Origin of the sequence: Mycobacterium bohemicum DSM 44277 (genome assembly GCF_001053185.1) — a bacterium.
Classification (GTDB): Bacteria; Actinomycetota; Actinomycetes; order Mycobacteriales; family Mycobacteriaceae; genus Mycobacterium; species Mycobacterium bohemicum.
Genome location: NZ_CSTD01000002.1, coordinates 733,065 through 757,734, shown reverse-complemented (window position 1 = coordinate 757,734; position 24,670 = coordinate 733,065). Strand labels below are relative to the sequence as shown.

The window sequence follows — 24,670 nt, the reverse complement described above, 5'->3', positions numbered from 1 at the left end:
GACCCGCCTCTAGACCGGCCGAAAAGCGAATGTCATGACCTCGTCGCCGTCGGCGTCGGTGGTCAGCGGCACCATGGTGAGTTCGACCTCCTGACCGAACTGCAGCCTGGCCGGGTCGTTTTCGGTGAGCCGCCCCTCGACCCGGATGGCGTCACCGAGCTGGACCAGGCCCATCCCGAAGGGCACGAAGTCCTTGCCGGTGGGGCCGGCGTAGGGAGCGCCGGGAGGAAATCCCTGGGTGGTCCACGCGACGAGGGTGCCGCGGCGCGGTAGCAAAAGATCGGTCATCGCGCCGCCGCTGCAGCGCGGGCACCACTGCTGCACGGGAAACGTCGTCGCACCGCAGTCGCCGCATCGACTGCCGATGAGCTGCGGATTCTCGTCGGGCCAGGTGGAGATCTCGGGCGCCAGCGCCTTCTGCATCAGGAATCCTCCGTCATCCGCCGAACGGTAATGCGCTCCCTGAAAGGTACAACAGCGTTCCCGCAATCGGAAACCTCGTTCTCGCCGTGACCGGCCGCCGGAGACCACGGGCGACCCACGCGGCCGTGGCCGCTATCTTGGTAGCGCCGCGCCCGACCGAGGAGACGACCATGGCAGTGACCGTGATGCTGGAACTGAAGTTCAAGCCCGACGCGGTGGACGCGGCCCGCGACGTGATGGGCCGGGCGCTGCGGGACACCCGGGCGTTCGCCGGCAACCTTCGCACCGACGTGCTCGTCGACGAGGACGACGAAGCCCACTGGCTCATCTACGAAGTGTGGGAGACGGTGGCTGACGACGAGGCCTACCGGGCCTTCCGCGCCGGCGAGGGCCGCCTGACGGAACTGCCGCCATTGCTCGCGGCACCACCGGTCAAGACTCGCTACAACACCAGCGACGTCTAGCTCAGCGCGGGAATGACTTCCCGCTCGAACAACTCGATACCCGAGCGGTCATAGGCCGCCTCGGGGAAATAGCAGATGGCGTATTCGCATCCGAGATCGCGCACCTTCGCGATCCGTTCGATGACCTGTTCGGCGGTTCCGATCGGCGAGTCCGGCCCGCTGGTGCCGGCGATCATCGCGTCGGCGATCGCCTCGGGTACGCAACCCACCAGCCGGTCGCGGACCCGCTTCTGGCGTTCCGCGACGTCGGCGTCCGACGTGCCGACGACGACGTTGAAGTTGGCCGAGCGCACGATGGCATCGAAGTCGGTGCCCAGGCGCCGGCAGTGGTCAGCCAGGACCTCGGATTTGTGTGCGAAGGCCTCGGGCTCCGGGGTGAAGTTGGTGTATTGCGCGTACTGAGCCGCGATGCGCAGCGTCACCTTCTCGCCCCCACCGGCGATCCACATCGGAATTCCGTTTTCCTGCAACGGCTTCGGGGAGACGATGGCACCGTCGACCTGGTAGTGCTTGCCGTCGAAGCTGACCTTACCGTCGCGCCAGGCGTCCCGCATGATCTGCACGCCCTCGTCCAGCCTGCCCAGCCGAACGCCGGCCGACGGGAAGCCGTAACCGTAAGCGCGCCACTCGTGTTCGTACCAGCCACCGCCGATGCCCATCTGAACCCGGCCGCCGGAAATGATGTCGGCGGTCGCGGCGACCTTGGCGAGGTACACGGGATTGCGGTAGCTCATCGCGGTGCACATCTGGCCGAGTTTGATCCGCGACGTGGTCGCCGCGTACGCCGCCATCAGCGACCACGCCTCGTGCGTGGCCTCGTCGGTCGGCATCGGCACGGTGTGGAAGTGGTCGTAGACCCACAACGAGTCCCACGCGCCGTTGTCGGCGTGGATGGCAAGGTCGCGCATCACCGCCCAGTGCTCTGCGGGATCGATGCCCACGAGATCCATTCGCCAGCCTTGCGGGATGAAGAGTCCAAAGCGCATAGCGGTGACTTTAGCCCGGCGACGATGCGGCCCGGGACGGGCGGCTGAGGAGCCGGGCAATCGGCCGGTCAACACCGGGGATATTCAGCGTTGACCGTAGATGCCAGCTGACCTCGGTTCCCGTTTCTGCTTCACGCAGCGCGATCGTGCCGACGTGATTGCGCGTCGGTGCGCCTGAAAGCATCTTGTACGCGTAGCGGGTGGGTCGCTCATACTCGATGATCTCCTCGACAAATGCGGGCCCGATCGCCACCAGCCGTCTGATCGCGCCGACACCGTTTGGTGCGGGGGTCCCCTCGCGATCGAGCGTGCTGCGCCGGCATGCCCACACGTAGTCCGCGATCCCGCGGTGGTCGGTCATCGCGTCGAACACGGTCTCGATCGGCGCCGTCGAGGTCCGGGTGAGGGTGAACTCGATCATCGGCACGCCATGCTGCCGATACGCGCTGCCGGCATCCGGTTGGCCGCCATCATGATCCGTCCCCTCTCGCGTATGACAAAACATAGCCCCCATCGCCAACAGCTCATCGAGGCCGCGAAACCCAAATCCCTTGGACCCGGACGGCTCACAGCGAACCGATAAGTGCGGCCCAGCCTCCGCAGACCGGCGAGCCGTAAACACAATGCATGACAACTTTCCGATATGAACTGCGTACGCCCGCCGCCGCTCGCCGACACCTGCGTGCGCGCGTGCTCTTCGCCGGGGCCGCGGCCGTCGCGGCGCTCGGGTTCGCTACGGCGGCGGCGCATTCGCCGGACATCACCGCGCCGGGCGCCGGCGTCCGCGTCGTCGCCAACGACGACGACAACGGCAACTCCGTCAACGACAACGGGCAGACCCCCGGCGACATCTTCACGCAGAACGCCCAGGACCAAAGCACCGCGTGATCGCATAGCGGATCCGGCGGCGCCTAGACATCCCAGGACCGTAAGTTGTCAAGCTGCTTGGGTGTCGGGGTTGGGTTGGCGATGTGCCCAGGCTTTGTGTTCGTCGTAGGCGTTGTGGTGGCAGAGGCAGCCGTGCAGGATGCCTACGAGGCGGTTACCTAAGGCGCGTAGCGCTTGGTGGTGGGTGTCGCCGCCGGCGCGGTGTTGGTCGTAGAAGGCGCGGGCACCTGGACTGCGGTTGAGGGCGCAGAAGGCCCATTGGTCGATGGCGTCGTAGAGGCGGCGGTTGCGGACGTGGCGGGCCAGCACGGCGCGTTTCTTTCCCGACGCGATGGTAAGCGGTGACGTTCCGGCGTAGTTCTTGCGAGACTTGGCGGTGGTGTATCGGTTCGGGTCGTCCCCGAACTCACCGAGCACCCGGGCGCCGAGGATGACACCAAGTCCTGGCAGGGAGAGGTAGATGTCGGCGTCCGGGTGTGCCTCAAAATGCGTCGCGAGTTCTGCTTCGAGTTCGCCGATCTGGCGGTTTAGCTCGGCGATGATCCCAACCGTGGCGCGGGTTGTCGCGGCGAAAGCGGCGGTGACCGCGCCCGGGGCAGCGAGCTGCTCGCTGCGCAGAATTTCCTGAATCTGCAGCGCTCGAGTATCGAGGTTACGTTGGCGCCCAGCAGCTTTGAGCGTTGACCGGATCTTGGACAGGCTCAGCCGCGCGGCCTCGACCGGAGTCGGTGCACGGCCCAGGACGGCCAGGGCATCGCGGCCGGCAAGGTCCTCGAAGGCCTCCAACGCCGCAGGGTAGTACTCGCGCAAGGCGCTGCGCAGGGCGTTGGTGTGGCGGGTTCGGGTCCAGATCAGATTCTGGTGACCTCGCGCCAAGACCTTGACCGCCTCGACAGCCGCACTGTCCCCGGCGATCGGGCGATGGTTGTGGCGGTCGGTGCGGACTAGGTCAGCCAGTAGTTTGGCGTCACCGGCGTCAGACTTCGCACCCGACACTTGGTGACGGTCGCGGTAGCGGGCCACCGCGAGCGGGTTGACCGCGAACACTTGATAGCCAGCCGCGGTCAGGGCCTCGACCCACAAACCGCGGTCGGTTTCGATGCCGATCACCACCTGGGTGGGTTCCTCGGCGTGGGCGGCCACCAGTTGGTGGAATCCGCGGATGCCCGCGAGTCCCTCCGGGAGCCGGCGCGATGCCAGCCGGGCCCCCTCGGCGTCCATCAGGTGGACGTCGTGATGGTCCTCGGCCCAATCGTCTCCGACGAATATCGTCAACTCGCCTCCTGTTCGATGTTCGGTGAAACATGCTCGAGCCCAAGGACATCTGGCGGCAACCTAATGGATCAGTGCTCGAAGCACGACACCCCATCAGCGCTACAGATGACCTCACCAACCGGCCGGGGCACGATCTAGGCTTAGAAGTCAAACAGCACTCCAGGCTTAAGCAGTGCTCACCGGCCGGCGGCTCGGTGATCAGGATCTACCGACCGGGCATCAAAACCTGTCAACGGCTCGCTGATCGGTTCCCATTAGGCTGGACGGGCCTCAAGTAGCCGCAGGAGGGCCGTCATGCGCGTTCTCGTTTCCGGTGCCAGCATCGCCGGGCCGGTGCTGGCCTACTGGCTGACGCGCCACGGCTTCGACGTCACCGTCGTCGAGCGCGCGCCAGCCCTGCGCAAGACCGGCGGCCACGCCGTCGACCTGTTTCGCCCGGCGATGGAGATCTCGGCGAAGATGGGCGTCCTGCCGCAGATCGAGGCGCTCGCGACGGGCACCACGCGGCTGACCTTGTACCGTGCGGGCCGGCCACGGCCCACGGAGATCGACCTGACCAAGGTCTACGCCGCCACCTCCGACCGGCACGTGGAGATCATGCGCGACGACCTCAGCGAGATCTACTACGCCGCCGGGCGCGACGACGTCGAGTACGTGTTCGGCGACTCGATCACGGGCATCGACGTCGACGGCTGCGTGACGTTCGAGCGCACGCCGGCGCGCACGTTCGACGTCATCGTCGGGGCCGACGGGCTGCACTCCAACGTTCGGCGCCTGACCTTCGGGGAGGAGGCCGATCTCACCCGCTTCCTGGGCGGCTACCTCGCGGTGGTGTCGGTGCCCAGGGAGCTGGCGAATGCGGGCGACATGGTCGGTCATATCGGCGTGGGGCGCCTCGCGGCGATCTACACGGCGGAGCACCTCGACGACGCGCGCGCGGTGTTCTTGTTCCGCAGCCCGGAGCAACTCGTCTACGACCACCGCGACGCGGCCCGGCAGAAGGAATTGCTGCGCGAGGCGTTCGCGGGCATGCACACCCAGGTGGACCGCTGGCTGGCCGAGGTCGACGACACCCCGGCGTTCTACTTCGACGCGATCAGCCAGCTACGGCTGGACCGGTACTCACGCCGGCGCGTCACGCTTGTCGGCGACGCCGGGTACTGTCCCGGACCCGCGGTCGGCGGAAGCACGAGCCTCGCGGTGCTGGGGGCCTACGTGCTGGCCGGGGAGATGGCCCGCGCCGACGGCGATCACTTGCGCGCCTTCGCCGCCTACGAACTGGCGATGCGCGAGCCGGTGCAGCTGAGCCGCAACTTCGCGCGCGGCGCCGCCAGGACGATCGTCCCCGGCTCGAAGGCCGGAGTATGGGCACTGACCCGCGGGGCGGAACTGATCTCACTGATGCCCGCACCCCTGTCCAGGGCGCTGGCGAGACTGAACACCAAGGGCCTCCGGCTGCACGACTCCCTGCCGGTCCCCGACTATGCCGGAGCCGACGTCTGACACCATGGGGGGCGACGAAAGGATGACCCCATGGACCTTACCGGCATCGGCATCTGGAGCAGCCAACTGCGCTACGGTGACGCCGGCGAATCCACCGAAGCGGCAGCGGAATTGGAGGAGCTGGGCTTTACCGCGCTGTGGATCCCCGACGTCGGCGGGCCGGTGCTGGACGCGGTGGCCCGGCTGCTCGCCGCCACCAAGCGGACAGTGATCGCCACCGGAATCCTGAACCTGTGGATGCACGAGCCCGGGGATGTGGCGGAGTCCTACGCGGCCCTGACCGACGAGCACGGGGACCGCTTCCTGCTGGGCATCGGCGTCAGCCACGCCCCCCTGATCGACGCCGGCCAGCCCGGCCGTTACCGCAAGCCGCTGGCCGCCACGGCGGCGTTCCTGGACGGGTTGGATGCCGCACCGCGGCCGGTCCCGGCCGAGGGCCGGGTGCTCGCCGCCCTGGGCCCGAAGATGCTGGCCATGTCCGCGAGCCGTAGCCGCGGCGCCCACCCATACCTGGTCAACCCGTCGCATACCGCTTACGCCCGTTCGGTTCTGGGCGAAGGGCCGTTGCTGCTCCCGGAGCAGGGTGTCATCCTGTGCGACACCTACGACGAGGCACGCCGGATCGGAACCGACACCCTGCGCGCCTATCTCTCGATGCCCAACTACGCCAATAACATGCTGCGCAGCGGCTTTTCGGAGGACGATGTCGCACAGGTCAGCGATCGGCTCTTCGACGCGCTGATCGCGTGGGGCGACGAAGAGGCCATCATGCGGCGGGTCGCCGAGCATCGGGAGGCCGGAGCCGACCATGTCTGCGTGCAGGTGCTCACGGAGGATCCGCGCGCCTTCCCGCGGGAGGAGTGGCGCCGCCTCGCCGCCGCCATCTGAGGCCGCACGGACGCAAAAGCCCCCGAAACCAACGGTTTTCGGGGGCTTTTGCGTCTTGTCGCGCGGTGACTAGGTCAGCGACGCAGGCGGCTGGAACCGATCTCCGTACTTCTCGGCCAGCTCGCGGGCCCGGGCCACGAACCCGGCCTTGCCGCCGTGCGGGTAACCGACGATGAGCTGCGCGGCGCCACCGGTCCACGGCGGGAAGCCGATGCCCATGATCGAGCCGATGTTGGCGTCCGCGGTCGAGGTGATGACGCCCTCGTCGAGGCACTTCTGGGTTTCCAGCGCCTCGGCGAACAGCATCCGGTCGATCATGTCCTGCAGCGGCGGCTGCGAGGTGCCGGACTTGAAGGTCTCCCGCAGGCCCGGCCACAACTGGGTGCGCTTGCCGTCGACGTACTCGTAGAACCCGGCACCTTTCAGCCGGCCCGAACGCCCGATCTCGATCATCTTCTCGACGACGGCCTCGGCCGGGTGCGGCTCGTAGGTGCCGCCGGCGTCCTCCACACCCTTGCGGGTGGCGAGCGCGATCTTGTGCATCAGCTCCAGGTTGAGCTCGTCGGAGAGCTGCAGCGGCGGGGCCGGGTACCCGGCCTGCGATCCCGCGTGCTCGATCGAGGCCGGCTCGACACCCTCACCGAGCATCGCCAGCGCCTCGTTGACGAAGGTGCCGATGACACGGCTGGTGTAGAAGCCGCGGCTGTCGTTGACGACGATCGGCGTCTTGCCGATGGCCAGCGTGTAATCGAAGACGCGGGCCAGAGCCTCGTCAGAAGTCTTCTCGCCCTTGATGATTTCGACGAGCGGCATCTTGTCGACGGGCGAGAAGAAGTGGATCCCGATGAAGTCCTCCTGCCGCTTCACCCCGGTGGCCAGGCCGGTGATCGGCAGCGTGGAGGTGTTGGACCCCAGGATCGCGTTCGGCTCGACGATGTCCTCGATCTCGCCGAACACCTTGTGCTTGAGGTCCTGGCTCTCGAACACCGCCTCGATGACGAAGTCCACGCCCTTGAAGTCGGCGGGATCGGCGGTCGGCGTGATGCGGGCCAGCAGCGCGTCGGAGCGCTCCTTGCTGGTCTTGCCCCGCTCCAGCGCCTTGGCCTCGATCTTCTCCGAGTAAGCCTTGCCCTTCTGAGCGGCCTCCAGGCTGACGTCCTTGAGCACCACGTCGAAGCCGGCCTTGGCCGAGACGTAGGCGATGCCGGCGCCCATCATGCCGGCCCCGAGCACACCGATCTTGGTGATCGGGGTCTTGCCGATGCCGTCGGGCCGCGAGCCCCCGGAGCTGATGGTCTGCAGGTCGAAGAAGAAGGCCTGGATCATGTTCTTGGCGATCGGGCCGGTCACCAGTTCGGTGAAGTAGCGGCTCTCGATGCGGGTGGCGGTGTCGAAGTCGACCTGCGCGCCCTCGACGGCGGCGGCCATGATGGCCCGCGGCGCCGGCATCGGCGCACCCTTGAGCTGCTTGCGCAGCAGCGACGGGAACGACGGCAGGATCGCCGCCAGCGACGGCGACGACGGGGTGCCGCCGGGGATCTTGTAGCCCTTGGCGTCCCACGGCTGGGTGTGCGCCTCGGGGTTGGCCTTGATCCACGCCTTGGCGGCCGGCACCAGTTCCTCGACGGTGGAGACGATTTCGTCGACCAGGCCGTTCTCCTTGGCCGCGGCCGGCTTGAAGCGGGTCCCCTGGCTCAGCACGTTCATGAACGCGTTCTGGATGCCCAGCATCCGCACCGTGCGGGTGACGCCGCCGCCACCGGGCAGCAAGCCCAGAGTGACCTCGGGCAGGCCGATCTGGACGCCCTTGACGTCGGCCACGATGCGGTGGTGGCAGGCCAGCGCGATCTCCAGGCCGCCACCCAGCGCCGCACCGTTGATCGCGGCCACCACCGGCTTGCCCAGGGTCTCCAGCGCGCGCAGGTCGCGCTTGATGTCCTCCACCTCGGCGAAGATCTCGCCGGCGTTCTCCGGGACCGCGGTGATCATCGTCTTGAGGTCACCGCCGGCGAAGAACGTCTTCTTGCCGCTGGTGATCACCACACCCGTGATCGAATCCTTTTCGGCGACAAGGCGTTCGACGGCCTTGTGCATGGATTCCTTGTAGTGTTCGTTCATCACGTTGGCTGACCCGGTCGGGTCGTCCAGCGTCAGCGTGACGATGCCGTCGGCATCCTTGTCCCACGCAATGGTGTTCTCTGCCATGTCCTTAAACCCTCTCAATGATCGTCGCGACGCCCATGCCGCCGCCGATGCACAACGTGATCAGCGCGCGACGGGCGTTGCGGCGCTCGAGCTCGTCGACCATGGTGCCCAGGATCATGGCGCCGGTGGCGCCCAGCGGGTGGCCCATCGCGATGGCGCCGCCGTTGACGTTGAGCTTCTCGTCGGGAATGTTGAGGTCCTTCTGGAACTTCAGGACCACCGACGCGAACGCCTCGTTCAGCTCGAACAGGTCGATGTCGTCGACGGTCAGGCCGGCGCGATCTAGCACCTTCTGCGTGGCCGGCGTCGGGCCGGTCAGCATGATCGTCGGGTCGGCGCCGGTGGTGGCGGTGGCGACGATCCGCGCGCGGGGGGTCAGGCCCTGCGACTTGCCCGCCTTCTCGTTCCCGATCAGCACGAGCGCCGAGCCGTCGACGATGCCCGAGCTGTTGCCGCCGGTGTGCACGTGGTTGATCTTCTCGACCCAGTGGTACTTCTGCAGCGCGACGTCGTCGAAGCCGGCCATGGCGGCCAGGCCCTCGAAGGCGGGCTTCAGCTTGGCCAGGCCCTCCATCGTGGTGTCGGGGCGCATGTGCTCGTCGTGGTCGAGGATCAGCAGGCCGTTCTGGTCGCGCACCGGGACCACCGACTTGGCGAAGTAGCCACCCGACCACGCCGCGGCGGCAAGTTCCTGCGAGCGCAGCGCGTAGGCGTCGACGTCGTCGCGGGAGAAGCCCTCCATCGTGGCGATCAGGTCGGCGCCGATGCCCTGCGGGACGATGTAGGCGTCGTAGGAGGTGGCCGGGTCGGCCATCATCGCGCCGCCATCCGAGCCCATCGGCACCCGGCTCATCGACTCCACACCGCCGGCGAGCACCATGTCGTCCCAGCCGGAGCGGACCTTCTGGGCCGCGGTGTTGACGGCCTCCAGCCCCGAGGCGCAGAAGCGGTTGAGCTGCACGCCGCCGACGGTGTCGGGCATGCCGGCCGCGATCACAGCGGTGCGGGCGATGTCGCCGCCCTGGTCACCCACCGGCGAGACGCAGCCCAGGATGACGTCGCTGATCATTGTTTCGTCGAGGTCGGGGTTGCGCTTGCGCAGCTCCTCGATCAGGCCGACGACGAGGTTCAGCGGCTTGACCTCGGTGAGCGATCCGTTCTTCTGCTTTCCCCGCGGGGTACGGATGGCCTCGTAGATGAAGGCTTCTTCGGACATGACAACTTCCTCTTCACAATGGGGGTTCGGGTCCGTCCTAAACACTAGGCCCAGTGAGAGCACCCTAACAGGGTGCCCGGCCAACCTGTTGGTTGGGAGGGACGGGGTGGCCCACGGGCCCGGGTGGGCGGCCGGCCGCACGCTGGGCGAGCGGGTCGGCCCTAAGCTGCACCACCATGACGGTGTCGAGATTGCGGCCCTACGCGACCACCGTGTTCGCCGAGATGTCAGCCCTGGCGAGCCGCGTCGGCGCGGTGAACCTCGGCCAGGGGTTCCCCGACGAGGACGGGCCCCCGGCCATGCTGCGGGCCGCCCAGGACGCCATCGCGGCCGGGGTCAACCAGTACCCGCCCGGGATCGGTGTCGCATCGCTGCGGCAGGCCATCGCCGCCCAGCGCCGACGGCGCTACGGCGCCCATGGCGTCGAGTACGACCCCGACACCGAGGTGCTGGTGACCGTCGGTGCCACGGAGGCGATCGCGGCCGCGGTGATCGGCCTGGTCGAGCCGGGCTCGGAAGTCGTGCTGATCGAGCCCTTCTACGACTCCTACTCGCCGGTGGTGGCGATGGCCGGCGCCCATCGGGTGTCGGTTCCCCTGGTCCCGGACGGCCGCGGCTTCGCCCTCGACATCGACGCGTTGCGGCGCGCGGTGACGTCCCGCACCCGCGCGCTGATCGTCAACTCGCCGCACAACCCCACCGGCACAGTGCTGAGCGAGGCCGAGCTGGCCGCCGTCGCGGGCATCGCGGTGGCGGCCGATCTGCTGGTGATCACCGACGAGGTCTACGAGCACCTGGTCTACGACGACCATCGGCACCTGCCGCTGGCCGCCTTCGACGGCATGGCCGAGCGCACCGTCACCATCTCCAGCGCGGCCAAGATGTTCAACTGCACCGGCTGGAAGATCGGATGGGCCTGCGGCCCAGCCGAACTCATCGCCGGAGTGCGCGCGGCCAAGCAGTATTTGAGCTATGTCGGCGGCGCCCCCTTCCAGCCCGCGGTGGCCCTCGCACTCGACACCGAGGACGCCTGGGTGGCCGAGCTTCGCCGTTCGCTGCAGGCCAGGCGCGACCGGCTGGCGGCGGGACTGACCGAGATCGGCTTCGAGGTGCACCACAGCGACGGCAGTTACTTCCTGTGCGCGGACCCGCGCCCGCTGGGCTACGACGACAGCACCGCATTCTGCGCGACGCTGCCAGAACAGGTCGGCGTCGCCGCGATCCCGCTCTCGGCGTTCTGTGACCCGGCCGGTCCGCACGCCCAGGTGTGGAATCACTTGGTGCGCTTCACGTTCTGCAAGCGCGACGACACCCTCGACGAGGCGATCAGGCGGCTGGGCGCGCTGAAGAAGCGGTGACCCGCTACGTCGGGGCCGGTCCGTCCATGACCCGGCGGCGCAGCCCTTCCAGCGCGGCGTGCAGGATCTTCTTGCGGGCCCGGTTGAGTATGAACTCCGGCAGCGGCGCCGAGGGCTCGACGGTGATGGTGAACCGCACCCGCGTCTTGTCATCGCCCTCGCGGGTCAGGTTGTATTCACCGTGCTGGCCGTGTTGATGGATGGTTTTCTCGGCGTCCCACACCATCCAGTCCTCGCCCCAGTGGTATTCGAGCAGCTGGGTGTCGATGATGCCCATCACCCGGATCGTGACCTTCACATGGCGCGGTCGCCCGTCGGGATAGGTGTCGACGACTTCGGCCTTCTTGTGCACCGCCGACCACGACGGCACGGTGTCCATGTCGGCGAGCGCGTCGATGATCACATCCGCGGGCGCGTCGATGACAATTTCGGACGATGCTTGAACGGCCACTGCTAACAAGTTAGCAACCGCACCGCCGCTCACGAGGTCAAATGCGACGCCGCAAGTGGCGGCTATTCCTCTCCAGCGGTTTCGGCCGGGCCCGACACCATGTTGCGCAGCCCCTCGACCGCGGCGTCGAGGACGTTGTCGCTGGCGCGCCTGACGATGAATCCCGGTATGGGCCCGGCGGGTTCGACGGTGAGGTCGAAACGCACGCGTGTCTTGTCGAGTCCTTCGGGCTTGAGGTTGTACTCGACGTGCTGGCCGTGCTGCTGGGCGGTTCCTTTCACGTCGTAGACCACCCAGTCGGGACCCCAGTGGTATTCGAGGATTTCCTTGTCGACGAGCCCGAAGATCTTGATGGTCGTCTTGACGTGATGGGGCCGGCCGTCGGGATAACGGTCGATCACTTCGATGTGTTTGTGCAGCGGCGACCAGGTGGTCAGGACGCTGACATCCGCGAGCGCCTCCATGACCACGTCCGGGGGCGCGTCGACGACAAATTCCCGTGATGCTTTGACGGCCACTGCCGTCAACATAGCAATCCGGCCGCGGTTATGGGGCGGTTCGGCGTAAACCGCTCCCTACCAATCGATCTCGTCGATCGGTGTGGTCGCGGCCGGCGGCCGGCCGACGCCTCCGGCGGGCGTGCGCGAAAAACGCGGGGCCGGGGCGGCCTGGTCGACGCCGTGGGCCGTGATCACGGTGGACCGCGCCCGCAGATGGTCATCGGTGGCGGCCTCGCCCCATGTCAGGACCGGGGTGACGCACGCGTCGGTGCCGGCGAAGATCTGGGTCCACTCGTCGCGGGTGCGGCCGGCGAACCGCGCGGCGAAGACCTCGCGCATCCGCGGGTACGAGTCCCGATCGAGCTGACCGGGCACGTCGTCGGCGGCAAGTCCCAGCCCGTCGAGCAGCGCCGCGAAGAACTGTGGCTCGATGGCGCCGACGGCCACGTACTTGCCGTCGGAGGTTTCGTAGCACCCGTAGAACGGGGCTCCGCCGTCGAGCAGGAACGACTCCCTGCGGTCGCGCAGCGAACCGGTCGACTTCATGGTCCACATCATCTGGGCCAGCACGCTGACGCCGTCGACCATCGCCGCATCGATCACCTGACCTCGGCCCGACCGCTCCCGCTCGTACAGCGCCGTGGCGATGCCGAGCAGCACCAACATCGAACCGCCGCCGAAGTCGGCGACCAGGTTCAGCGGCGGCATGGGCGGGCGGTCGGCGTAGCCCAGCGCCGACAGGGCACCGGTGCGCGACAGGTAGTTGATGTCGTGCCCGGCCGTGTGCGCCAGCGGGCCATGCTGGCCCCAGCCGGTGATCCGCGCGAAGATCAGCCGCGGGTTGACGGCCGCGCAGTCGTCGGGGCCGATGCCGAGCCGCTCGCAGGTGCCGGGCCGGAAACAGTCCAGCAGCACGTCGGCCCTGGCGGCCAGCTCGAGCAGCCGCTGCGGCTGCGCCTTGACGTCCAGGTCGACGATCCGCTTGCCGCGGTGCAGCAGGTCGCGGTTCTCGGCCGGCATCATCAACCCGCCGGGCCGGCGCACCCGCACCACGTCCGCGCCCAGGTCGGCGAGCACCATCCCCGCGTGCGGCCCCGGCCCGATGCCGCCGAGTTCGATGACCTTCACCCCCGCCAGCGGGCCCTCGCCGGACATCGCGTCTATTTGCCCTTCTTCACCTTCAGCACCTGCTTGCGCAGGCCGTCGGTGTTGATCTCCATGATCCCTTTGATGGCCCGCTTCATCACGAAGCCGGGCAGCGGCACCAGCGGATCCAGCTCCAGGTTGAACTTCGTCCGGGTGTTGTCGCCCTGCGGGGTGAGCGCGTAGCTGCCCTCTTGATTGCGCGATGCCTTGCCGCTTTCCTGAGTCCACGTGACGCCGTCGTCGGACCAGGTGTAGGCGAGCACCACCTCGTCCGTCACCCCGGATGTCTTCACCTTCATCCGTGCGCGCAGCGGCCGGCCGTTCGCGTCGCGTTCGAGCACCTCGGCGCTCTGATGGATCGACGACCATTCCGGCATGGTCTCGACGTCGGCGACAACGTCGAGGATCTCGTTGGGGCTTGCTTCGATCACTACTTCGCGGGATTCCTTGACAGCCATGGCTGGACCATAACGCGGCGGCGGCGCCTCCGGAATAGCCGCGGCTGGGCGTACCGTCGTGGCTGTGACTGATCCCGATCCCCTCTACACCGTCGGTGACTACCTGCTGGATCGCCTCGCCGAGCTGGGCGTCACCGAGATCTTCGGTGTTCCCGGCGACTACAACCTGGCCTTCCTGGACCACATCGTCGCGCATCCGGCCATCCGGTGGGTCGGCAACGCCAACGAACTGAACGCCGGATACGCCGCCGACGGCTACGGGCGGCTGCGCGGAATGTCCGCGGTGGTAACCACATTCGGAGTGGGTGAGCTGTCGGCGGCGAACGCGGTCGCGGGCAGCTACGCCGAGCACGTGCCCGTCGTGCACATCGTCGGCGGCCCCTCCAAGGACGCGCAGGGGACCCGGCGGGCGCTGCATCATTCGCTGGGCGATGGAGACTTCGAGCACTTTCTGCGCGTGAGCCGCGAAATCACCTGCGCCCAAGCCAATCTCATGCCCGCCACGGCCCGCAGGGAGATCGACAGGGTGCTCAGCGAGGTCCGGGAACAGAAGCGGCCGGGATACATCCTGATGTCCACCGACGTCGCCCGCTTCCCCACCGAACCCCCCGACTCGCCGCTGCCCCGCTACACCGGCGGCACCAGCCCCCGCGCCCTGGCGTTGTTCGTCGAGGCCGCGACCGAACTCATCGGCGGCCACCGGCTGACCGTGCTCGCCGACTTGCTGGTGCACCGCCTGCAGGCCGTCAAGGAACTCGAGACGCTGTTGGCCGCCGACGTAGTGCCGCACGCCACGTTGATGTGGGGGAAGAGCTTGCTCGACGAGAGCTCGCCGAACTTCCTGGGCATCTACGCCGGTTCGGCCAGCGCCGAATCGGTGCGCGCGGCGATCGAGCAGGCGCCGGTGCTGGTGACGGCGGGCGTGGTGTTCACCGACATGGTCAGCGGCATGTTCAGCCAGCGCATCGACCCGACGCGCAACATCGACATCGGCCAGTACCAGAGCAGCGTGGCCGGCGAGGTCTTCGCGCCGTTGGAGATGGGCGCCGCGCTGGACGCGCTGGCGACGATCCTGACCCGGCGGGCGGTCAGCTCGCCACCCGTCGCGTCGCCGCCGTCCGAGCCACCGCCCCCGCCCCCGGCGCGCGAGGAACCGCTGACCCAGCGGATGCTGTGGGACCGGCTCTGCGCTGCGCTCACACCGGGGAACGTCGTGCTGGCCGATCAGGGCACGTCGTTCTTCGGGATGGCCGACCACCGGTTGCCGCACGGGGTCACCTTCATCGGCCAACCCCTCTGGGGCTCAATCGGTTACACGCTGCCCGCGGCCGTCGGGGCCGCGGTGGCGCACCCCGAGCGCAGGACGGTGCTGCTGATCGGCGACGGCGCCGCGCAACTCACCGTGCAGGAGCTCGGCACCTTCTCCCGCGAGGGACTGTCCCCGGTGATCGTGGTGGTCAACAACGACGGCTACACCGTCGAACGGGCGATCCACGGGAAGACGGCCCCCTACAACGACATCGTCGCCTGGAGATGGACCGATCTGCCCGGTGCGCTCGGCGTCACCGACCACCTGGTTTTCCGGGCGCAGACCTACGGCGAGCTCGACGACGCGTTGACCGCGGCGGCCACACACCGCGATCGCATGGTCTTCGTCGAGGTGGTCCTGCCGAGGCTCGAGGTCCCGCACCTGCTCGCTCAACTCGTCGGGCCCATGGCGCCGCCGGACGACGGTCAGCGCCGCTGACGGAACCGGTCGGTGCTTCCTGGCGTTTCCGGCGTCGACGACCGCAGCATCGTCTGGATCGTTCGCCGGCAGCGCCCGCAGTCGGCCCCCGCCCCGCATTCGCGGGCGACGTCCTTCGTCGTCGCCGCTCCCGCCGCGACGGCCTCGGCCACGGCATGGCTGGTGACTCCGTTACACAGGCATACGAACACCGCGGCCGCTCAGTCCGCCTCGATGCGCATCATGTCCAAGAGCCGGCCGACGAACAGCGGCGGGTACGCGCCGACACCAACCCGCGACAGCCACTCCGCGGCGGCGTCGGGGTGCTCGATCCACGTCCGCGCGCTCTCCTCGTCGGGGAACTCCTGCAGGATCAAAACCTCCTGCGCGTCGTCGAAAGCCCGGAATACCCAGGTCTTTCGGATGCCGGCGGCGGTGAACCTGTCCATCGCCGAGCGAACCCCCGAGATCAGGGTCGACACGTCGTCGACGCACGCGATCGCCGCCACCACGACTCCGGGCGCCTCGCCATCCGCCGGGCGCTCCGCCACGAAACGGTCGATGATCTCACCGGCGAACACCGCGGGGATGTCCTCGACGCCGGCGGTGTCGAACCAGTCGAAGAAGACTCGGGATCGCAGCAGCTCGACGACCGGCTCGCGGCTGCGGACGCCGATCATCACCAGCACGCGCCCGTAGTCGTGCGTCGACGTGTAGGCCAGCACGTGGTGGGCGCCGATGCCGGCGAGCGCCGACTTGTTGCGTTGCAGCAGCGGCCACACCCGGCTGGGATCCGGGACGCGATAGTCCGACGCGATGACCATCGAGTGCAGGTTTCCGTTGCTCAGCACGACTTGCCTACACCGGGTTGAACGACGAGATCAGCCACTTGTCATGAGCTTTCGTGAGCGTGACCGAGACGCTGCTGTTCGTGAACGTCGGTTCGGGCCGATCCTTGCTCTGCGTGCTCTGGTTCACGAACAGCAGCACGACGGCCGAGTCCGGGTGCAATTCCGACACCGCGGCGCGCAGCACCACCGCGGTCGTCTTCACCGCCTTCTGCTTGGCCGCCGGTGCGACGATCTGCTGGGTGAATTGGTCGTAGTACGAAAGGAAATCGCCGGTCAGGTGCGACTTGGCGGAAGAGAAGTCACGGTCGAGGGTGTCCGGGGAATAGGACAAGACCGCGATCGTCCCCTCGCTGGCGGCCGAGATTGCCGACTTCGCGGCGGCCGCATCGGTCGCCCGGTCCGGTCGGTAGGAAAACCAGTACAGCGCGCCCAGCAACGAAAGCGAGGCGACCACCAGTAACGCCAGCGCGGCGACGGCGATCCTGCCCGAGAGCGTCTTTCGCGCCCGCGCGCCAAACCCCTTGAGCCGGCCCGGCTTCGCTTTGGCGTCGGCGATCTCGGCGGAGTCGGCGTCGGTGTCCTCGGCCTCGGTGTCGGCCTCGGTGTCGGCCTCGGTGTCCTCGGCCGAATCCGCCTCCGGCGTAGCGTCGTTGACGGTCTCCTCGACCGTCTCGTCAACCGATGCGTCGTCTGAGGTCACGGCACGAACTCGACTTTCGATATCTTGAGCTGACCACCGTCGCGGGCGACCGTCACGATCAGCCGGTAATTACGCGGATCTTGCTTGGCGCCGGCCGCATTGGTGACTTCCGAGGTCGAGGCGACCAGGACCACCGCCGAGTTGTCGGTCATCGTGTCGAGGTCCACCGCGGCCGCCTGGACGCTGCCCTGCGAGACGACCTTGGACTGTTCGACCACCTTGGTGAAATCGTCTGCCATCTTGAGGAAGTCGTCGCGGAACGAGCCGGTGGAATTGTCCAGGATGCGCTGCACGCCCTGTTTGGCGTTGTTGAAGTCCAGCGATGTCAAGGTCACGACGCCCTGGCGCGCGGCGGCGGTGAACTCGGCCACGCGCTGATGCTGCCGGACGGCGTCGCGATGCTGCTTGATCATGTAGCCGCTGCCCGCCAGCGCTCCGAGAATGACGAGGATGGCCAGCGCGGCGGCGGCCGTCGACCACTTGGGGCGCTTGAGCCGGCCCCGCAGCCGGCGTCGCTGTGTCGCGGTTTCGGGGACCGCCTCGGTGCCTGCCTCCGGGGCCGCTTCGGTCTCAGCCGCTGCACCGAGTTCCCCGGTCGTGGGCTCCCGGTCCTTCGCATCGGCCTTCTCGGTCTCGGCTTCCTCGGTGTCCGCCGGGTCCACGGCGTCTTTCGCGGGGGCCTTCTCCACCGGTGCCGCGGCGGAGGCCTCGCTCTTCTGGGCTTCCAGCACCTCGGCCTGGCGGCGCAGTTGCACCGCCCGGGCGCGGGCGCGGGCGGCGGCGGCAAGGGCTTCCGCTTCGGCGGCCTCCGCCTCGGCCTGTTCGGCCAGCGCCCGCATGTCGGCGGCAGTGGTTGGGATGTCGTCCTCGTTCACCGGAACCAGCTTCGTGTCAGCGGAATCTTGGCGTGCCCCGCCACTCACCGCTCACCTGCGCGATGACGAGAGTGCTCGTGACTCAATCCAAAACTCCTCTACCGCTTGCTCGTTGTGGCAAGTGAGCGCCTAGCCGTCGACGGCCGGGAGACGACAGCCCGGCCGGGGCCTGTTGTCTCCCAGCCGTCGGGCAACCCTACTCGGCACACGCATGACCGCGCGAGCACCTGCGCCGATATTCTTCCGCCCCGAAGGTCGTGCCAACTAGGAGAACAACGTTATCACTCTCGCCGGCAATGCCGTCGGCGCTGCCGGACAGCGGCCACGAAAGTGGGCGCAAGCTGGGGAAATGGGGTTCTCCGATATCGATCTCATCAGTGCTGGCGTGCGCAATAGCCACCACGGCGGCAGCGACATCGGAGTGGGCCGCTACGCCAGGCGTCGCCGCGGATCCGACGTCGCGCATCGGGCGTCGGCTCCCGTCGACTCGGCTTTCCGCCGGCCACATTCGGTCTCAATCGAGCCCCGCGGTCGGATCGCACCAGAGCGCGAAGGCGCGGTCGAACGCCAACCCCCCGAGCTCGGCGGCCAGACACGCCGCAGGGTCAGCTACACCGCGGTTTGTGAGCGCCTCAGTCATGGCGGCGGCGAGGTCGGCGCGCGTGAACGCGGAGCCGCCCGTTGGGCGATGTCGATGACCGTGATGGCGTCGCAGCCGTGTTCGGTGAACAGCTCGAGGGCCGCGCGTACCAATCGCTCTCGGGGATTTGGCTCCCACCGACCCATGGACGCCCCGCAGGTGATGTGACGCGGTTGCGTGCATGCCCTCAGCGATCGGCGACGTGGCCGACGGCGTTCAGGTACTCGATGACTGCGGCGGCAACCGCGGCGGGCTGTTCGGGGAACAGGGCGTGGCTGGCATCGCCGATGACAGCGGTGGTGACTCGATCACCGCAGCGGGCACGCATATCGCCCCATTCGTCGCGCTGGTGAAACGGGTCGAGGGCGGCAATGATCTCGAACACCGGCGCGTCTCCGGCGCCCCAGTAGCGTGCGACGTCTGTGCGCTTCACGCAATCCACTTGCATCGCCAGGGTTTCCGGATACCAGCCGCTGAGCCAGATCGAGGCGTCGTGGCCGGGTGCGAAGAACGCCATCCGCAGCGCGGCCAATCGGGTCGCGTCGGGCAGCGTGGGGTCACCGGCGCGCATCGGCGCTGAATTGACCTGCGGGGGAACGGTTCTCCCGGACGCCGCGGCCAGGATCACCGCGACCACCTTGTCGGGGTGGTGCACGGCCGTGGCGCGGGCGACGAAGTTGCCCAACGCGTGCCCGAGGATGACCGCGGGCCCGTCGGCCAACTCGTCGATCACCCCGGCGACATCGTCGGCCATGTCGGCGAAGGTGACATCGCTCATCGGTCCGCAGGAGCCGTCGACGCCGCGCGGCTGGGGGCGCAGCACCCGGTAGCCCGCGGCGACCAGCGACGCGGTCAGCGCGTCGAAGTCGCTGCCGGCGTCGCGTCCGTAGGACGGGATGACGACGACGGCGGGTCCGCGCCCGTCGACGCGGGTGTCGAGGGACGCCTGCGCCGTCGTGACGACGTGCCGGGTCATGAGTTCGCCTCGCCCGTCGATACCGCTGCGGCGTAGTCCAATTCGGCGCGCAGCACCGCGGCGCGCCGAACGACCCCGTCGGGCGGGGCGGTGGTGCCGCCGTCGGTGGTGAGGTAGGCGACCCGTCCCCGTTCGCCGTCCGCCCGGCCCCAGGCGGCGCTGGACGGCCCGACCAGGGTGTCATCGAACGGGTCACCGGCGATGTGGCGGACCTCGCTGCCGTGCCGAGGCTGCAACGGCACCCGGTCGATCGTGTTGGCGCGGTGCCTGGTGACGTAGGCGAACCCCGCGTCTTCGTCGATGCAGAAGTCGTCGGCGTTGTCGATTGCGGCGACGAATTCGGCTGAACCGGAGGGATTTAGCGTCGACGGATCGACGGCGACGCGCATGAACACCTTTTGCGCCGTCGAGGTGTAGTACAGATAGCCGGTGTGCGGGCCGTAGCGCACGCCGTTGACCCCCGGCTGCGGCGGTGGCGGCACACCGCTGTCGGGGTCGAAGGCCATCGTGTCGTGGGCCAGCCAGACCTGCGCGGAGGCTTGCCGCGCATCCTGGTCGAGGTCGACTCGCCAGATCAGGCCCGCGAAGCAGTCGGCGACCGCCAAGACTCCCGGCGCGAGCATGCAGCTGCCGTTGAGTCCGCGGGCCCGCTCGTCGAACGTGTAGATGATCTCGGGTCGCACGGGTCGCCCGGGCGCCCAGTCGGTGAGATCGACTCTCGCCAGACAGGATTCACCGGTGGTGTAGGCCAGGGTCAGGTTGACGACGAAGACGTCGGGCGCGACCTCGACGATCCCGGTTATCAGGTGATCAAAGGTATGCAGCAGCACCGGGTCGACGAGCGCGCCCGGCCGGGGCGGCGGCACCCACCACAGTTCTCGCTGCAGGACGGCGGTGATCAGCAACGAGCCGTCGGCGCGCACGGCGAGGTTCTCCAGAAAGTACTTTTGCGGAAAATAGGCGACGGGGGTGAGCGTCACGGTGGGCAAAGGCGGAAGAGACATGATGGTCCTCGATGGTCACTGTTGGTTCGGCACGGGAATCGCGAAGGCGTTGAGGATGCCGCAGACGGTGTGATAGATGCCGGTCAGCACCGTGACGTCGAAAACACCTGCCGCGCCAAACCGTTGCGTTGCTTCGTCGTAGAGCGCGTCGTCGACGTGATGGCCGGCGGACAGGGCGCGGGCCAGCCGGTGGGCGGTCCTCTGGTCGTCGGTGAGGGCCTCGGGTTCCTCACCGGCGCCCAGTCCGGCGATCACCGCCTCCGAGAGTCCCGCGCGAAGGGCGACGGCGGAGTGGGCGTAGAGCTCGTAGGGCGCGCCCCACACGGAGCCGACGGTGAGGATCACTACCTGCCGAGTGCGTTCGTCCAGCGACGTGTAGTGCTGCTCGGCCGCTTGCAGTTTCAGGAATGCGGCGGACATGCCCGGGTTGAGCAGGCTCGGATTGAACGGCCCGATCAGGCGCCCATCGGCGGTGGCCGCCGCGAATCCGCTGCGCTGCGCCCATTCCACGGCGGTGGTCGTGATGTCGTCGAACAACTCCCGCGCGGCGTCGTCGAGAGCGGCCCGGTCGGCCAGGTCCAGGCGGCCGCCGAGGGCCTGCGCGGCGCGCTTCACTGGTCCAGTCCCTCGGCGTTGGCGGGCACGTCGAAGGCGCCCAGCGTCAGGCACACCATCGTGAACCAGCCCAGCAGCACCGCGACGTCGACGATGCCGGCGTCGCCCAACAGGTCCCTGGCGCGCCGGTAGAGCCCGGTCGGGACCACTCGTGTCGTGACCAACGCCGACGCCAACTCGTAGACCACCTGCTCGCGCGGGTCGTCGAACGACGCCGGCAGGCCCGCGACGAGCGCTTCGACCGTTCGCGGGTCGAGGTGGCCGTCGCGCTCGGCGATGATCTCGTGCTCGTAGGCGGCGTACGCGCTGCGCCATTGCGCGGTGATGAGAACGGTGGCGATTTCGATCTCGGCCTTGCTCAACGTGGAGCGTCGCTGAAAATAGGCGCCGATCGGCACGATGGTCGTCGACAGCGCCGGGTTGGCCAGCCAGATCTTGTGCGGGCCGGGAACCAGCCCCCTCAGCTCGCGGGTGAAGTCGTAGGCCTGCTTCATGTCCGGGTCCATCTGGTCGACCGGTGTCTCCACGAACCGGCCGAACGTGCTGAAGTTACTTGCCTGAGTCATCTGCTCGTCTCCTCCGCTGGTGGTCGAGGGATGGGATAACGCGAACGATCATTCGCTTTTATGGTGTGCCCTCAGCCGGTCTATGTCAAACGCGAACGTTCGTGCTTTTTTGTGATAGGCTCATCCGCATGCCGAAAGTCACGCCGGAGTATCGCGCGGAGCGGCGCGCACACATCATGGCGGCCGCGCGGCGCTGCTTCATCCGCAATGGATTCCACGCCGCCTCGATGCACGACCTCGTCGAGGAAGCGGGAATGTCCTCCGGCGCGGTGTACCGATACTTCCCCAGCAAGGACGCGGTCATCGAGGCGATCGCCGCCGACAACCTCGAGCAGGTCGTCGCGGTCATCGGACAGTCCATCGACGACGGCGCAAGCCCGCAGACGGCCATCGCGACCGTGCTCGACTTCGTCACCCACCGCCACGGCGAGGACGGCTTCGCCGCGATCGCCGTGCTGGTGTGGTCGGAAGCCCTGCGCAACCCGACCCTGGCCACACATCTGCGCCATGCCATCGCCACAGCGTTCGCCAAGTTGAGCGCCGAAGCGCACCATCCATCCGCCGGTCAACTCGATCCCACCGCCCTGGCCGACCTGTTGTTGTGTGTGCTGCCCGGCTATCTCATGCGATTGGCTTTGGGCGGACACACCGCCGTCGAGAACATTCCCAGCGCCATCGAAAAGGTGCTCAACCTGCCCGAGCCGGCGCCCGCACCAGCGTAAAACTTTCCACCAGAACGACTTTCAATCATTGCCTGTCGCCATACGCGATGGGCCGAGCAATTGATGCATCAAAGATGCTGTCCCGCAGGCGATTGGACGAGTTGGTTACCGCGAAGACTGAGAGAAATGCCGGAATATCGGGCAGGCACATGTAGTTGGGGGTGGGCATGAAAGCAATCGGTTACACCGAGTTCGGTGGACCAGAAGTACTGCGAGCCTTGGAGTTACCGGAGCCCCATGCCGGGCCCGGGCAGGTCCGGGTACGCGTCCATGCGGCGGCGGTCAATCCCGCCGACACGGCGGCGCGGTCGGGATGGATGAAACGCAACTATCCGCCGGATACCCTCCCGGGGGGCCGCTATCCCGATCCGCCGTACGTGACGGGGTGGGACTTCTGCGGCGTTCTCGACGAGGCTCCCGACGGTGGTTCGATCGGCATTGGCGAGCGAGTCATCGGACTCGCGCTGAGCCCGATGGGCAAGGTCGGCGCGTACGCCGAATACGTGGTGACCGATTCCAGGTCGGTGGTGCGGGCGCCGCGCGACGCCACAACCGTTGCGGCGTCCACGCTTCTGATGAATGCCGTGACCGCCTACGCGATGCTCGAAGCGCTGGCCGTTCCCGCGGGCGGCACCGTGGCGGTGACCGGAGCGGCCGGAGCCCTGGGAGGCTATGCGGTAGAACTGGCGAAACATCGAGGGCTGCAGGTGGTTGCCGATGCCGCCGAGACCGACGACGATCTCGTCAAACAGTTGGGGGCAGACGTCGTCGTACGCCGCGGTGACGGACTGTCCGAGCGCATCCGCGAGTCGATACCCCGGGGGGTGGACGGTGTCGTCGACGCGGCGTTGTACACCGACGCCATCGTGCCCGCGATCCGGGACGGGGGCGCCGTCACCTCGGCCCGCCAGCACGTTGGTGCCGGGGAACGGTCCATCAGCTGGCACGAGGTGTCCGTGACCGACCACACCACGCGCACCGATGCGCTCAACGCTCTGCGAGATCTCGCGGAGGCTGGCGCGTTGACCCTGCGCGTCGCCGACACCCTGCCCGCCGGGCGGGCCGCCGACGCACACCGCCGCCTGGAAGCCGGCGGACTTCGCGGCCGCCTGGTGCTCACCTGGTAACTCAAGCCGCCGGCGGCGGCGCCGAAGGCGGAGAAAGGAATCGACCATGCAGGTGTACAGATTCGACGGCACCAACGGGATCGACGGGTTGTCGCTACGCGAGGAACCCGTCCCATCACCGCAGCGAGGAGAACTGCTGCTGCGCATCAAGGCTGTCTCGCTGAACTACCGGGACATCGCTATCCCCCTGGGTCGTTACGTGCGCGACGCCCGGCCCGGCCTGGTGCCGTGCAGCGACGCCGCCGCCGAAGTCGTCGAGATCGGCGAGGGCGTCGACGACTACCGCCCGGGCGACCGGGTTGTGAGCGCCTTCCACCCCAGATGGTTCGGCGGTCCGATGCCGGCCACCGCCGAAGCCGACAGCTATGGCAGCGGGCAGGACGGGTGGCTCACCGAATACAAGGTGGTGTCGCGGGAAGCGGTCGTCGGCATCCCCGCGGCCATCTCCGACGAACACGCGGCGACGCTGCCCTGCGCAGGTGTCACGGCGTGGAATGCGCTGGGCGGACCCGTACCGGTCCGTGCGGGCCAGACCGTGCTGACCCTTGGCTCGGGCGGGGTGTCGGTCTTCGCCTTGCAACTGGCCGGGGTGTTGGGCGCCCGGGTCATCGCGACCACATCGAGTCCGGGAAAGGCCGAGACACTGCGCGGGCTCGGCGCCGCGGAGGTCATCAACTACCGAGACAATCCCAAGTGGGGCGAGCAGGTTCGTGACGTCACCGAAGGGCGCGGCGTGGACCGCGTCGTAGAGGTCGGGGGGCCGGCCACCATCGAGCAGTCGTTGCGGGCGGTCGCCGCCAACGGGGAAGTGACGCTGATCGGCTTCCTCAGCGACGACAACCCCGGCGTTGATTATTTTCTGCTGAAGGGTAGTGGGGCGACGACGCGCAGCATCACTGTCGGTGACCGGGCCGACTTACAGCATCTCGTCCGTGCCGTGGCCACCACGGGCCTCGTACCGGTCATCGACGACGTCGTCGACTTCGGACAGGCCAAATCGGCGTTCGAGCGACTGCGCGACGGCAAGCACGTCGGCAAGTTGGTCATCCGGCTCACCTGAGGCCGATCGCCCCGCGCGGCCGCGTGGCGAGGAACCGCAGGCCGCGC

At 68.1% G+C, this 24,670-nt stretch carries 27 protein-coding genes; 9 read left to right on the top strand and 18 right to left on the bottom strand.

The genetic code is table 11. The annotated features are described in order from the left end of the window. Nucleotides 1-9: 9 nt before the first annotated feature. A complete protein-coding gene (locus tag BN971_RS13870) occupies nucleotides 10-423 on the bottom strand; it encodes a Zn-ribbon domain-containing OB-fold protein (protein ID WP_085182472.1) in 414 nt (137 codons plus the stop codon). A 170-nt stretch (nucleotides 424-593) separates the two neighbouring features. On the opposite strand from BN971_RS13870, the gene BN971_RS13865 reads away from it, so the two are divergent. Beyond that, on the top strand, nucleotides 594-887 hold the full coding sequence (locus BN971_RS13865; protein ID WP_085182825.1) for a putative quinol monooxygenase: 294 nt from the start codon (nucleotides 594-596) through the stop codon (nucleotides 885-887). Here the strand turns inward: BN971_RS13865 and BN971_RS13860 are convergent. Beyond that, nucleotides 884-1,873: an LLM class F420-dependent oxidoreductase gene (locus BN971_RS13860; RefSeq protein ID WP_090350162.1), complete on the bottom strand. Its 990-nt coding sequence runs from the start codon at nucleotides 1,871-1,873 to the stop codon at nucleotides 884-886. The genes BN971_RS13865 and BN971_RS13860 overlap by 4 nt on opposite strands. A gap of 10 nt (nucleotides 1,874-1,883) precedes the next feature. Next, on the bottom strand, nucleotides 1,884-2,294 hold the full coding sequence (locus BN971_RS13855; protein ID WP_090350160.1) for an SRPBCC family protein: 411 nt from the start codon (nucleotides 2,292-2,294) through the stop codon (nucleotides 1,884-1,886). A 206-nt stretch (nucleotides 2,295-2,500) separates the two neighbouring features. Between BN971_RS13855 and BN971_RS13850 the strand changes: the two genes are divergently transcribed. Next, entirely contained in the window at nucleotides 2,501-2,761 is a 261-nt protein-coding gene (locus BN971_RS13850) for a hypothetical protein (protein ID WP_139027104.1), read from the top strand. Between the two features lie 48 nt (nucleotides 2,762-2,809). Here the strand turns inward: BN971_RS13850 and BN971_RS13845 are convergent, their stop codons facing one another. Beyond that, on the bottom strand, nucleotides 2,810-4,036 hold the full coding sequence (locus BN971_RS13845) for an IS110 family RNA-guided transposase (protein WP_085180018.1): 1,227 nt from the start codon (nucleotides 4,034-4,036) through the stop codon (nucleotides 2,810-2,812). Between the two features lie 294 nt (nucleotides 4,037-4,330). Here BN971_RS13845 and BN971_RS13840 point away from each other — a divergent pair, with 294 nt between their 5' ends. Then, entirely contained in the window at nucleotides 4,331-5,539 is a 1,209-nt protein-coding gene (locus BN971_RS13840; protein ID WP_085182475.1) for an FAD-dependent monooxygenase, read from the top strand. Between the two features lie 30 nt (nucleotides 5,540-5,569). Next, a complete protein-coding gene (locus BN971_RS13835; RefSeq protein ID WP_085182476.1) occupies nucleotides 5,570-6,427 on the top strand; it encodes an LLM class F420-dependent oxidoreductase in 858 nt (285 codons plus the stop codon). A 69-nt stretch (nucleotides 6,428-6,496) separates the two neighbouring features. Here the strand turns inward: BN971_RS13835 and BN971_RS13830 are convergent, their stop codons facing one another. Further along, complete coding sequence (locus BN971_RS13830) at nucleotides 6,497-8,632, bottom strand: 3-hydroxyacyl-CoA dehydrogenase NAD-binding domain-containing protein (RefSeq protein WP_085182477.1); 2,136 nt, start codon at nucleotides 8,630-8,632, stop codon at nucleotides 6,497-6,499. 4 nt (nucleotides 8,633-8,636) lie between these two features. Then, nucleotides 8,637-9,848 carry an acetyl-CoA C-acetyltransferase gene (locus BN971_RS13825; RefSeq protein WP_085182478.1) on the bottom strand — a complete coding sequence of 404 codons (1,212 nt, stop codon included), beginning with the start codon at nucleotides 9,846-9,848 and terminating at the stop codon, nucleotides 8,637-8,639. Nucleotides 9,849-10,024: 176 nt separating this feature from the next. On the opposite strand from BN971_RS13825, the gene BN971_RS13820 reads away from it, so the two are divergent. After that, nucleotides 10,025-11,206 carry a pyridoxal phosphate-dependent aminotransferase gene (locus BN971_RS13820; RefSeq protein ID WP_085182479.1) on the top strand — a complete coding sequence of 394 codons (1,182 nt, stop codon included), beginning with the start codon at nucleotides 10,025-10,027 and terminating at the stop codon, nucleotides 11,204-11,206. Nucleotides 11,207-11,210: 4 nt separating this feature from the next. Here the strand turns inward: BN971_RS13820 and BN971_RS13815 are convergent, their stop codons facing one another. The 4 genes from BN971_RS13815 to BN971_RS13800 all read right to left on the bottom strand — a co-directional run bounded on the left by BN971_RS13815 (nucleotide 11,211) and on the right by BN971_RS13800 (nucleotide 13,761). Continuing rightward, on the bottom strand, nucleotides 11,211-11,657 hold the full coding sequence (locus BN971_RS13815) for an SRPBCC family protein (protein ID WP_085182480.1): 447 nt from the start codon (nucleotides 11,655-11,657) through the stop codon (nucleotides 11,211-11,213). Nucleotides 11,658-11,719: 62 nt separating this feature from the next. Next, a complete protein-coding gene (locus BN971_RS13810) occupies nucleotides 11,720-12,175 on the bottom strand; it encodes an SRPBCC family protein (protein ID WP_085182481.1) in 456 nt (151 codons plus the stop codon). Between the two features lie 57 nt (nucleotides 12,176-12,232). Next, nucleotides 12,233-13,312 (bottom strand): CaiB/BaiF CoA transferase family protein, encoded by a 1,080-nt coding sequence (locus tag BN971_RS13805; protein WP_085182482.1) that lies wholly within the window; start codon nucleotides 13,310-13,312, stop codon nucleotides 12,233-12,235. Between the two features lie 5 nt (nucleotides 13,313-13,317). Beyond that, on the bottom strand, nucleotides 13,318-13,761 hold the full coding sequence (locus tag BN971_RS13800) for an SRPBCC family protein (protein WP_085182483.1): 444 nt from the start codon (nucleotides 13,759-13,761) through the stop codon (nucleotides 13,318-13,320). Nucleotides 13,762-13,819: 58 nt separating this feature from the next. On the opposite strand from BN971_RS13800, the gene BN971_RS13795 reads away from it, so the two are divergent. Then, nucleotides 13,820-15,508, top strand: a complete 1,689-nt coding sequence (locus BN971_RS13795; RefSeq protein WP_372511861.1) for an alpha-keto acid decarboxylase family protein — start codon at nucleotides 13,820-13,822, stop codon at nucleotides 15,506-15,508. Here the strand turns inward: BN971_RS13795 and BN971_RS13790 are convergent. The 8 genes from BN971_RS13790 to BN971_RS13745 form a co-directional block, all read right to left on the bottom strand. Beyond that, nucleotides 15,496-15,699, bottom strand: coding sequence for a (2Fe-2S)-binding protein (locus tag BN971_RS13790; protein WP_085182485.1), 204 nt, complete (start codon nucleotides 15,697-15,699; stop codon nucleotides 15,496-15,498). The two genes, BN971_RS13795 and BN971_RS13790, sit on opposite strands and share 13 nt — an antisense overlap. 9 nt (nucleotides 15,700-15,708) lie before the next feature. After that, the gene (locus BN971_RS13785) at nucleotides 15,709-16,335 is read right to left on the bottom strand and encodes a fatty-acid--CoA ligase (protein ID WP_085182826.1); all 627 of its coding nucleotides are present in this window, start codon (nucleotides 16,333-16,335) and stop codon (nucleotides 15,709-15,711) included. A 10-nt stretch (nucleotides 16,336-16,345) separates the two neighbouring features. After that, on the bottom strand, nucleotides 16,346-17,038 hold the full coding sequence (locus BN971_RS13780; RefSeq protein WP_085182486.1) for a twin-arginine translocation pathway signal: 693 nt from the start codon (nucleotides 17,036-17,038) through the stop codon (nucleotides 16,346-16,348). Further along, the gene (locus tag BN971_RS13775; protein WP_245836992.1) at nucleotides 17,035-17,877 is read right to left on the bottom strand and encodes a hypothetical protein; all 843 of its coding nucleotides are present in this window, start codon (nucleotides 17,875-17,877) and stop codon (nucleotides 17,035-17,037) included. The genes BN971_RS13780 and BN971_RS13775 overlap by 4 nt, the downstream gene beginning before the upstream one ends. Before the next feature lie 863 nt (nucleotides 17,878-18,740). After that, the gene (locus BN971_RS13760) at nucleotides 18,741-19,529 is read right to left on the bottom strand and encodes an alpha/beta fold hydrolase (protein ID WP_085182488.1); all 789 of its coding nucleotides are present in this window, start codon (nucleotides 19,527-19,529) and stop codon (nucleotides 18,741-18,743) included. Further along, nucleotides 19,526-20,533: a hypothetical protein gene (locus tag BN971_RS13755; RefSeq protein ID WP_085182489.1), complete on the bottom strand. Its 1,008-nt coding sequence runs from the start codon at nucleotides 20,531-20,533 to the stop codon at nucleotides 19,526-19,528. Before BN971_RS13755 ends, BN971_RS13760 begins: the two co-directional genes overlap by 4 nt. Before the next feature lie 15 nt (nucleotides 20,534-20,548). Continuing rightward, a complete protein-coding gene (locus BN971_RS13750) occupies nucleotides 20,549-21,148 on the bottom strand; it encodes a carboxymuconolactone decarboxylase family protein (protein WP_085182490.1) in 600 nt (199 codons plus the stop codon). After that, a complete protein-coding gene (locus BN971_RS13745; RefSeq protein WP_085182491.1) occupies nucleotides 21,145-21,714 on the bottom strand; it encodes a carboxymuconolactone decarboxylase family protein in 570 nt (189 codons plus the stop codon). Before BN971_RS13745 ends, BN971_RS13750 begins: the two co-directional genes overlap by 4 nt. Before the next feature lie 128 nt (nucleotides 21,715-21,842). On the opposite strand from BN971_RS13745, the gene BN971_RS13740 reads away from it, so the two are divergent. The 3 genes from BN971_RS13740 (at nucleotide 21,843) to BN971_RS13730 (ending at nucleotide 24,623) form a co-directional block, all read left to right on the top strand. Beyond that, entirely contained in the window at nucleotides 21,843-22,436 is a 594-nt protein-coding gene (locus BN971_RS13740; RefSeq protein WP_245836993.1) for a TetR/AcrR family transcriptional regulator, read from the top strand. Nucleotides 22,437-22,603: 167 nt separating this feature from the next. Further along, entirely contained in the window at nucleotides 22,604-23,563 is a 960-nt protein-coding gene (locus BN971_RS13735) for an NADP-dependent oxidoreductase (RefSeq protein ID WP_169718643.1), read from the top strand. Between the two features lie 46 nt (nucleotides 23,564-23,609). Then, complete coding sequence (locus BN971_RS13730) at nucleotides 23,610-24,623, top strand: zinc-dependent alcohol dehydrogenase family protein (protein WP_085182492.1); 1,014 nt, start codon at nucleotides 23,610-23,612, stop codon at nucleotides 24,621-24,623. The last annotated feature ends 47 nt before the right edge of the window (nucleotides 24,624-24,670 follow it).

Excerpts from the sequence above, each read along its gene's own strand:
- BN971_RS13830 (WP_085182477.1), bottom strand. The coding sequence starts at position 8,632 with ATGGCAGAGAACACCATTGCGTGGGACAAGGATGCCGACGGCATCGTC.
- BN971_RS13825 (WP_085182478.1), bottom strand. The coding sequence starts at position 9,848 with ATGTCCGAAGAAGCCTTCATCTACGAGGCCATCCGTACCCCGCGGGGA.
- BN971_RS13855 (WP_090350160.1), bottom strand. The coding sequence starts at position 2,294 with ATGATCGAGTTCACCCTCACCCGGACCTCGACGGCGCCGATCGAGACC.
- BN971_RS13870 (WP_085182472.1), bottom strand. The coding sequence starts at position 423 with ATGCAGAAGGCGCTGGCGCCCGAGATCTCCACCTGGCCCGACGAGAAT.
- BN971_RS13730 (WP_085182492.1), top strand. The coding sequence starts at position 23,610 with ATGCAGGTGTACAGATTCGACGGCACCAACGGGATCGACGGGTTGTCG.
- BN971_RS13850 (WP_139027104.1), top strand. The coding sequence starts at position 2,501 with ATGACAACTTTCCGATATGAACTGCGTACGCCCGCCGCCGCTCGCCGA.
- BN971_RS13775 (WP_245836992.1), bottom strand. The coding sequence starts at position 17,877 with ATGCGGGCGCTGGCCGAACAGGCCGAGGCGGAGGCCGCCGAAGCGGAA.
- BN971_RS13860 (WP_090350162.1), bottom strand. The coding sequence starts at position 1,873 with ATGCGCTTTGGACTCTTCATCCCGCAAGGCTGGCGAATGGATCTCGTG.
- BN971_RS13740 (WP_245836993.1), top strand. The coding sequence starts at position 21,843 with ATGCCGAAAGTCACGCCGGAGTATCGCGCGGAGCGGCGCGCACACATC.
- BN971_RS13865 (WP_085182825.1), top strand. The coding sequence starts at position 594 with ATGGCAGTGACCGTGATGCTGGAACTGAAGTTCAAGCCCGACGCGGTG.
- BN971_RS13800 (WP_085182483.1), bottom strand. The coding sequence starts at position 13,761 with ATGGCTGTCAAGGAATCCCGCGAAGTAGTGATCGAAGCAAGCCCCAAC.
- BN971_RS13760 (WP_085182488.1), bottom strand. The coding sequence starts at position 19,529 with ATGACCCGGCACGTCGTCACGACGGCGCAGGCGTCCCTCGACACCCGC.
- BN971_RS13820 (WP_085182479.1), top strand. The coding sequence starts at position 10,025 with ATGACGGTGTCGAGATTGCGGCCCTACGCGACCACCGTGTTCGCCGAG.
- BN971_RS13840 (WP_085182475.1), top strand. The coding sequence starts at position 4,331 with ATGCGCGTTCTCGTTTCCGGTGCCAGCATCGCCGGGCCGGTGCTGGCC.
- BN971_RS13745 (WP_085182491.1), bottom strand. The coding sequence starts at position 21,714 with ATGACTCAGGCAAGTAACTTCAGCACGTTCGGCCGGTTCGTGGAGACA.
- BN971_RS13835 (WP_085182476.1), top strand. The coding sequence starts at position 5,570 with ATGGACCTTACCGGCATCGGCATCTGGAGCAGCCAACTGCGCTACGGT.
- BN971_RS13735 (WP_169718643.1), top strand. The coding sequence starts at position 22,604 with ATGAAAGCAATCGGTTACACCGAGTTCGGTGGACCAGAAGTACTGCGA.
- BN971_RS13755 (WP_085182489.1), bottom strand. The coding sequence starts at position 20,533 with ATGTCTCTTCCGCCTTTGCCCACCGTGACGCTCACCCCCGTCGCCTAT.
- BN971_RS13805 (WP_085182482.1), bottom strand. The coding sequence starts at position 13,312 with ATGTCCGGCGAGGGCCCGCTGGCGGGGGTGAAGGTCATCGAACTCGGC.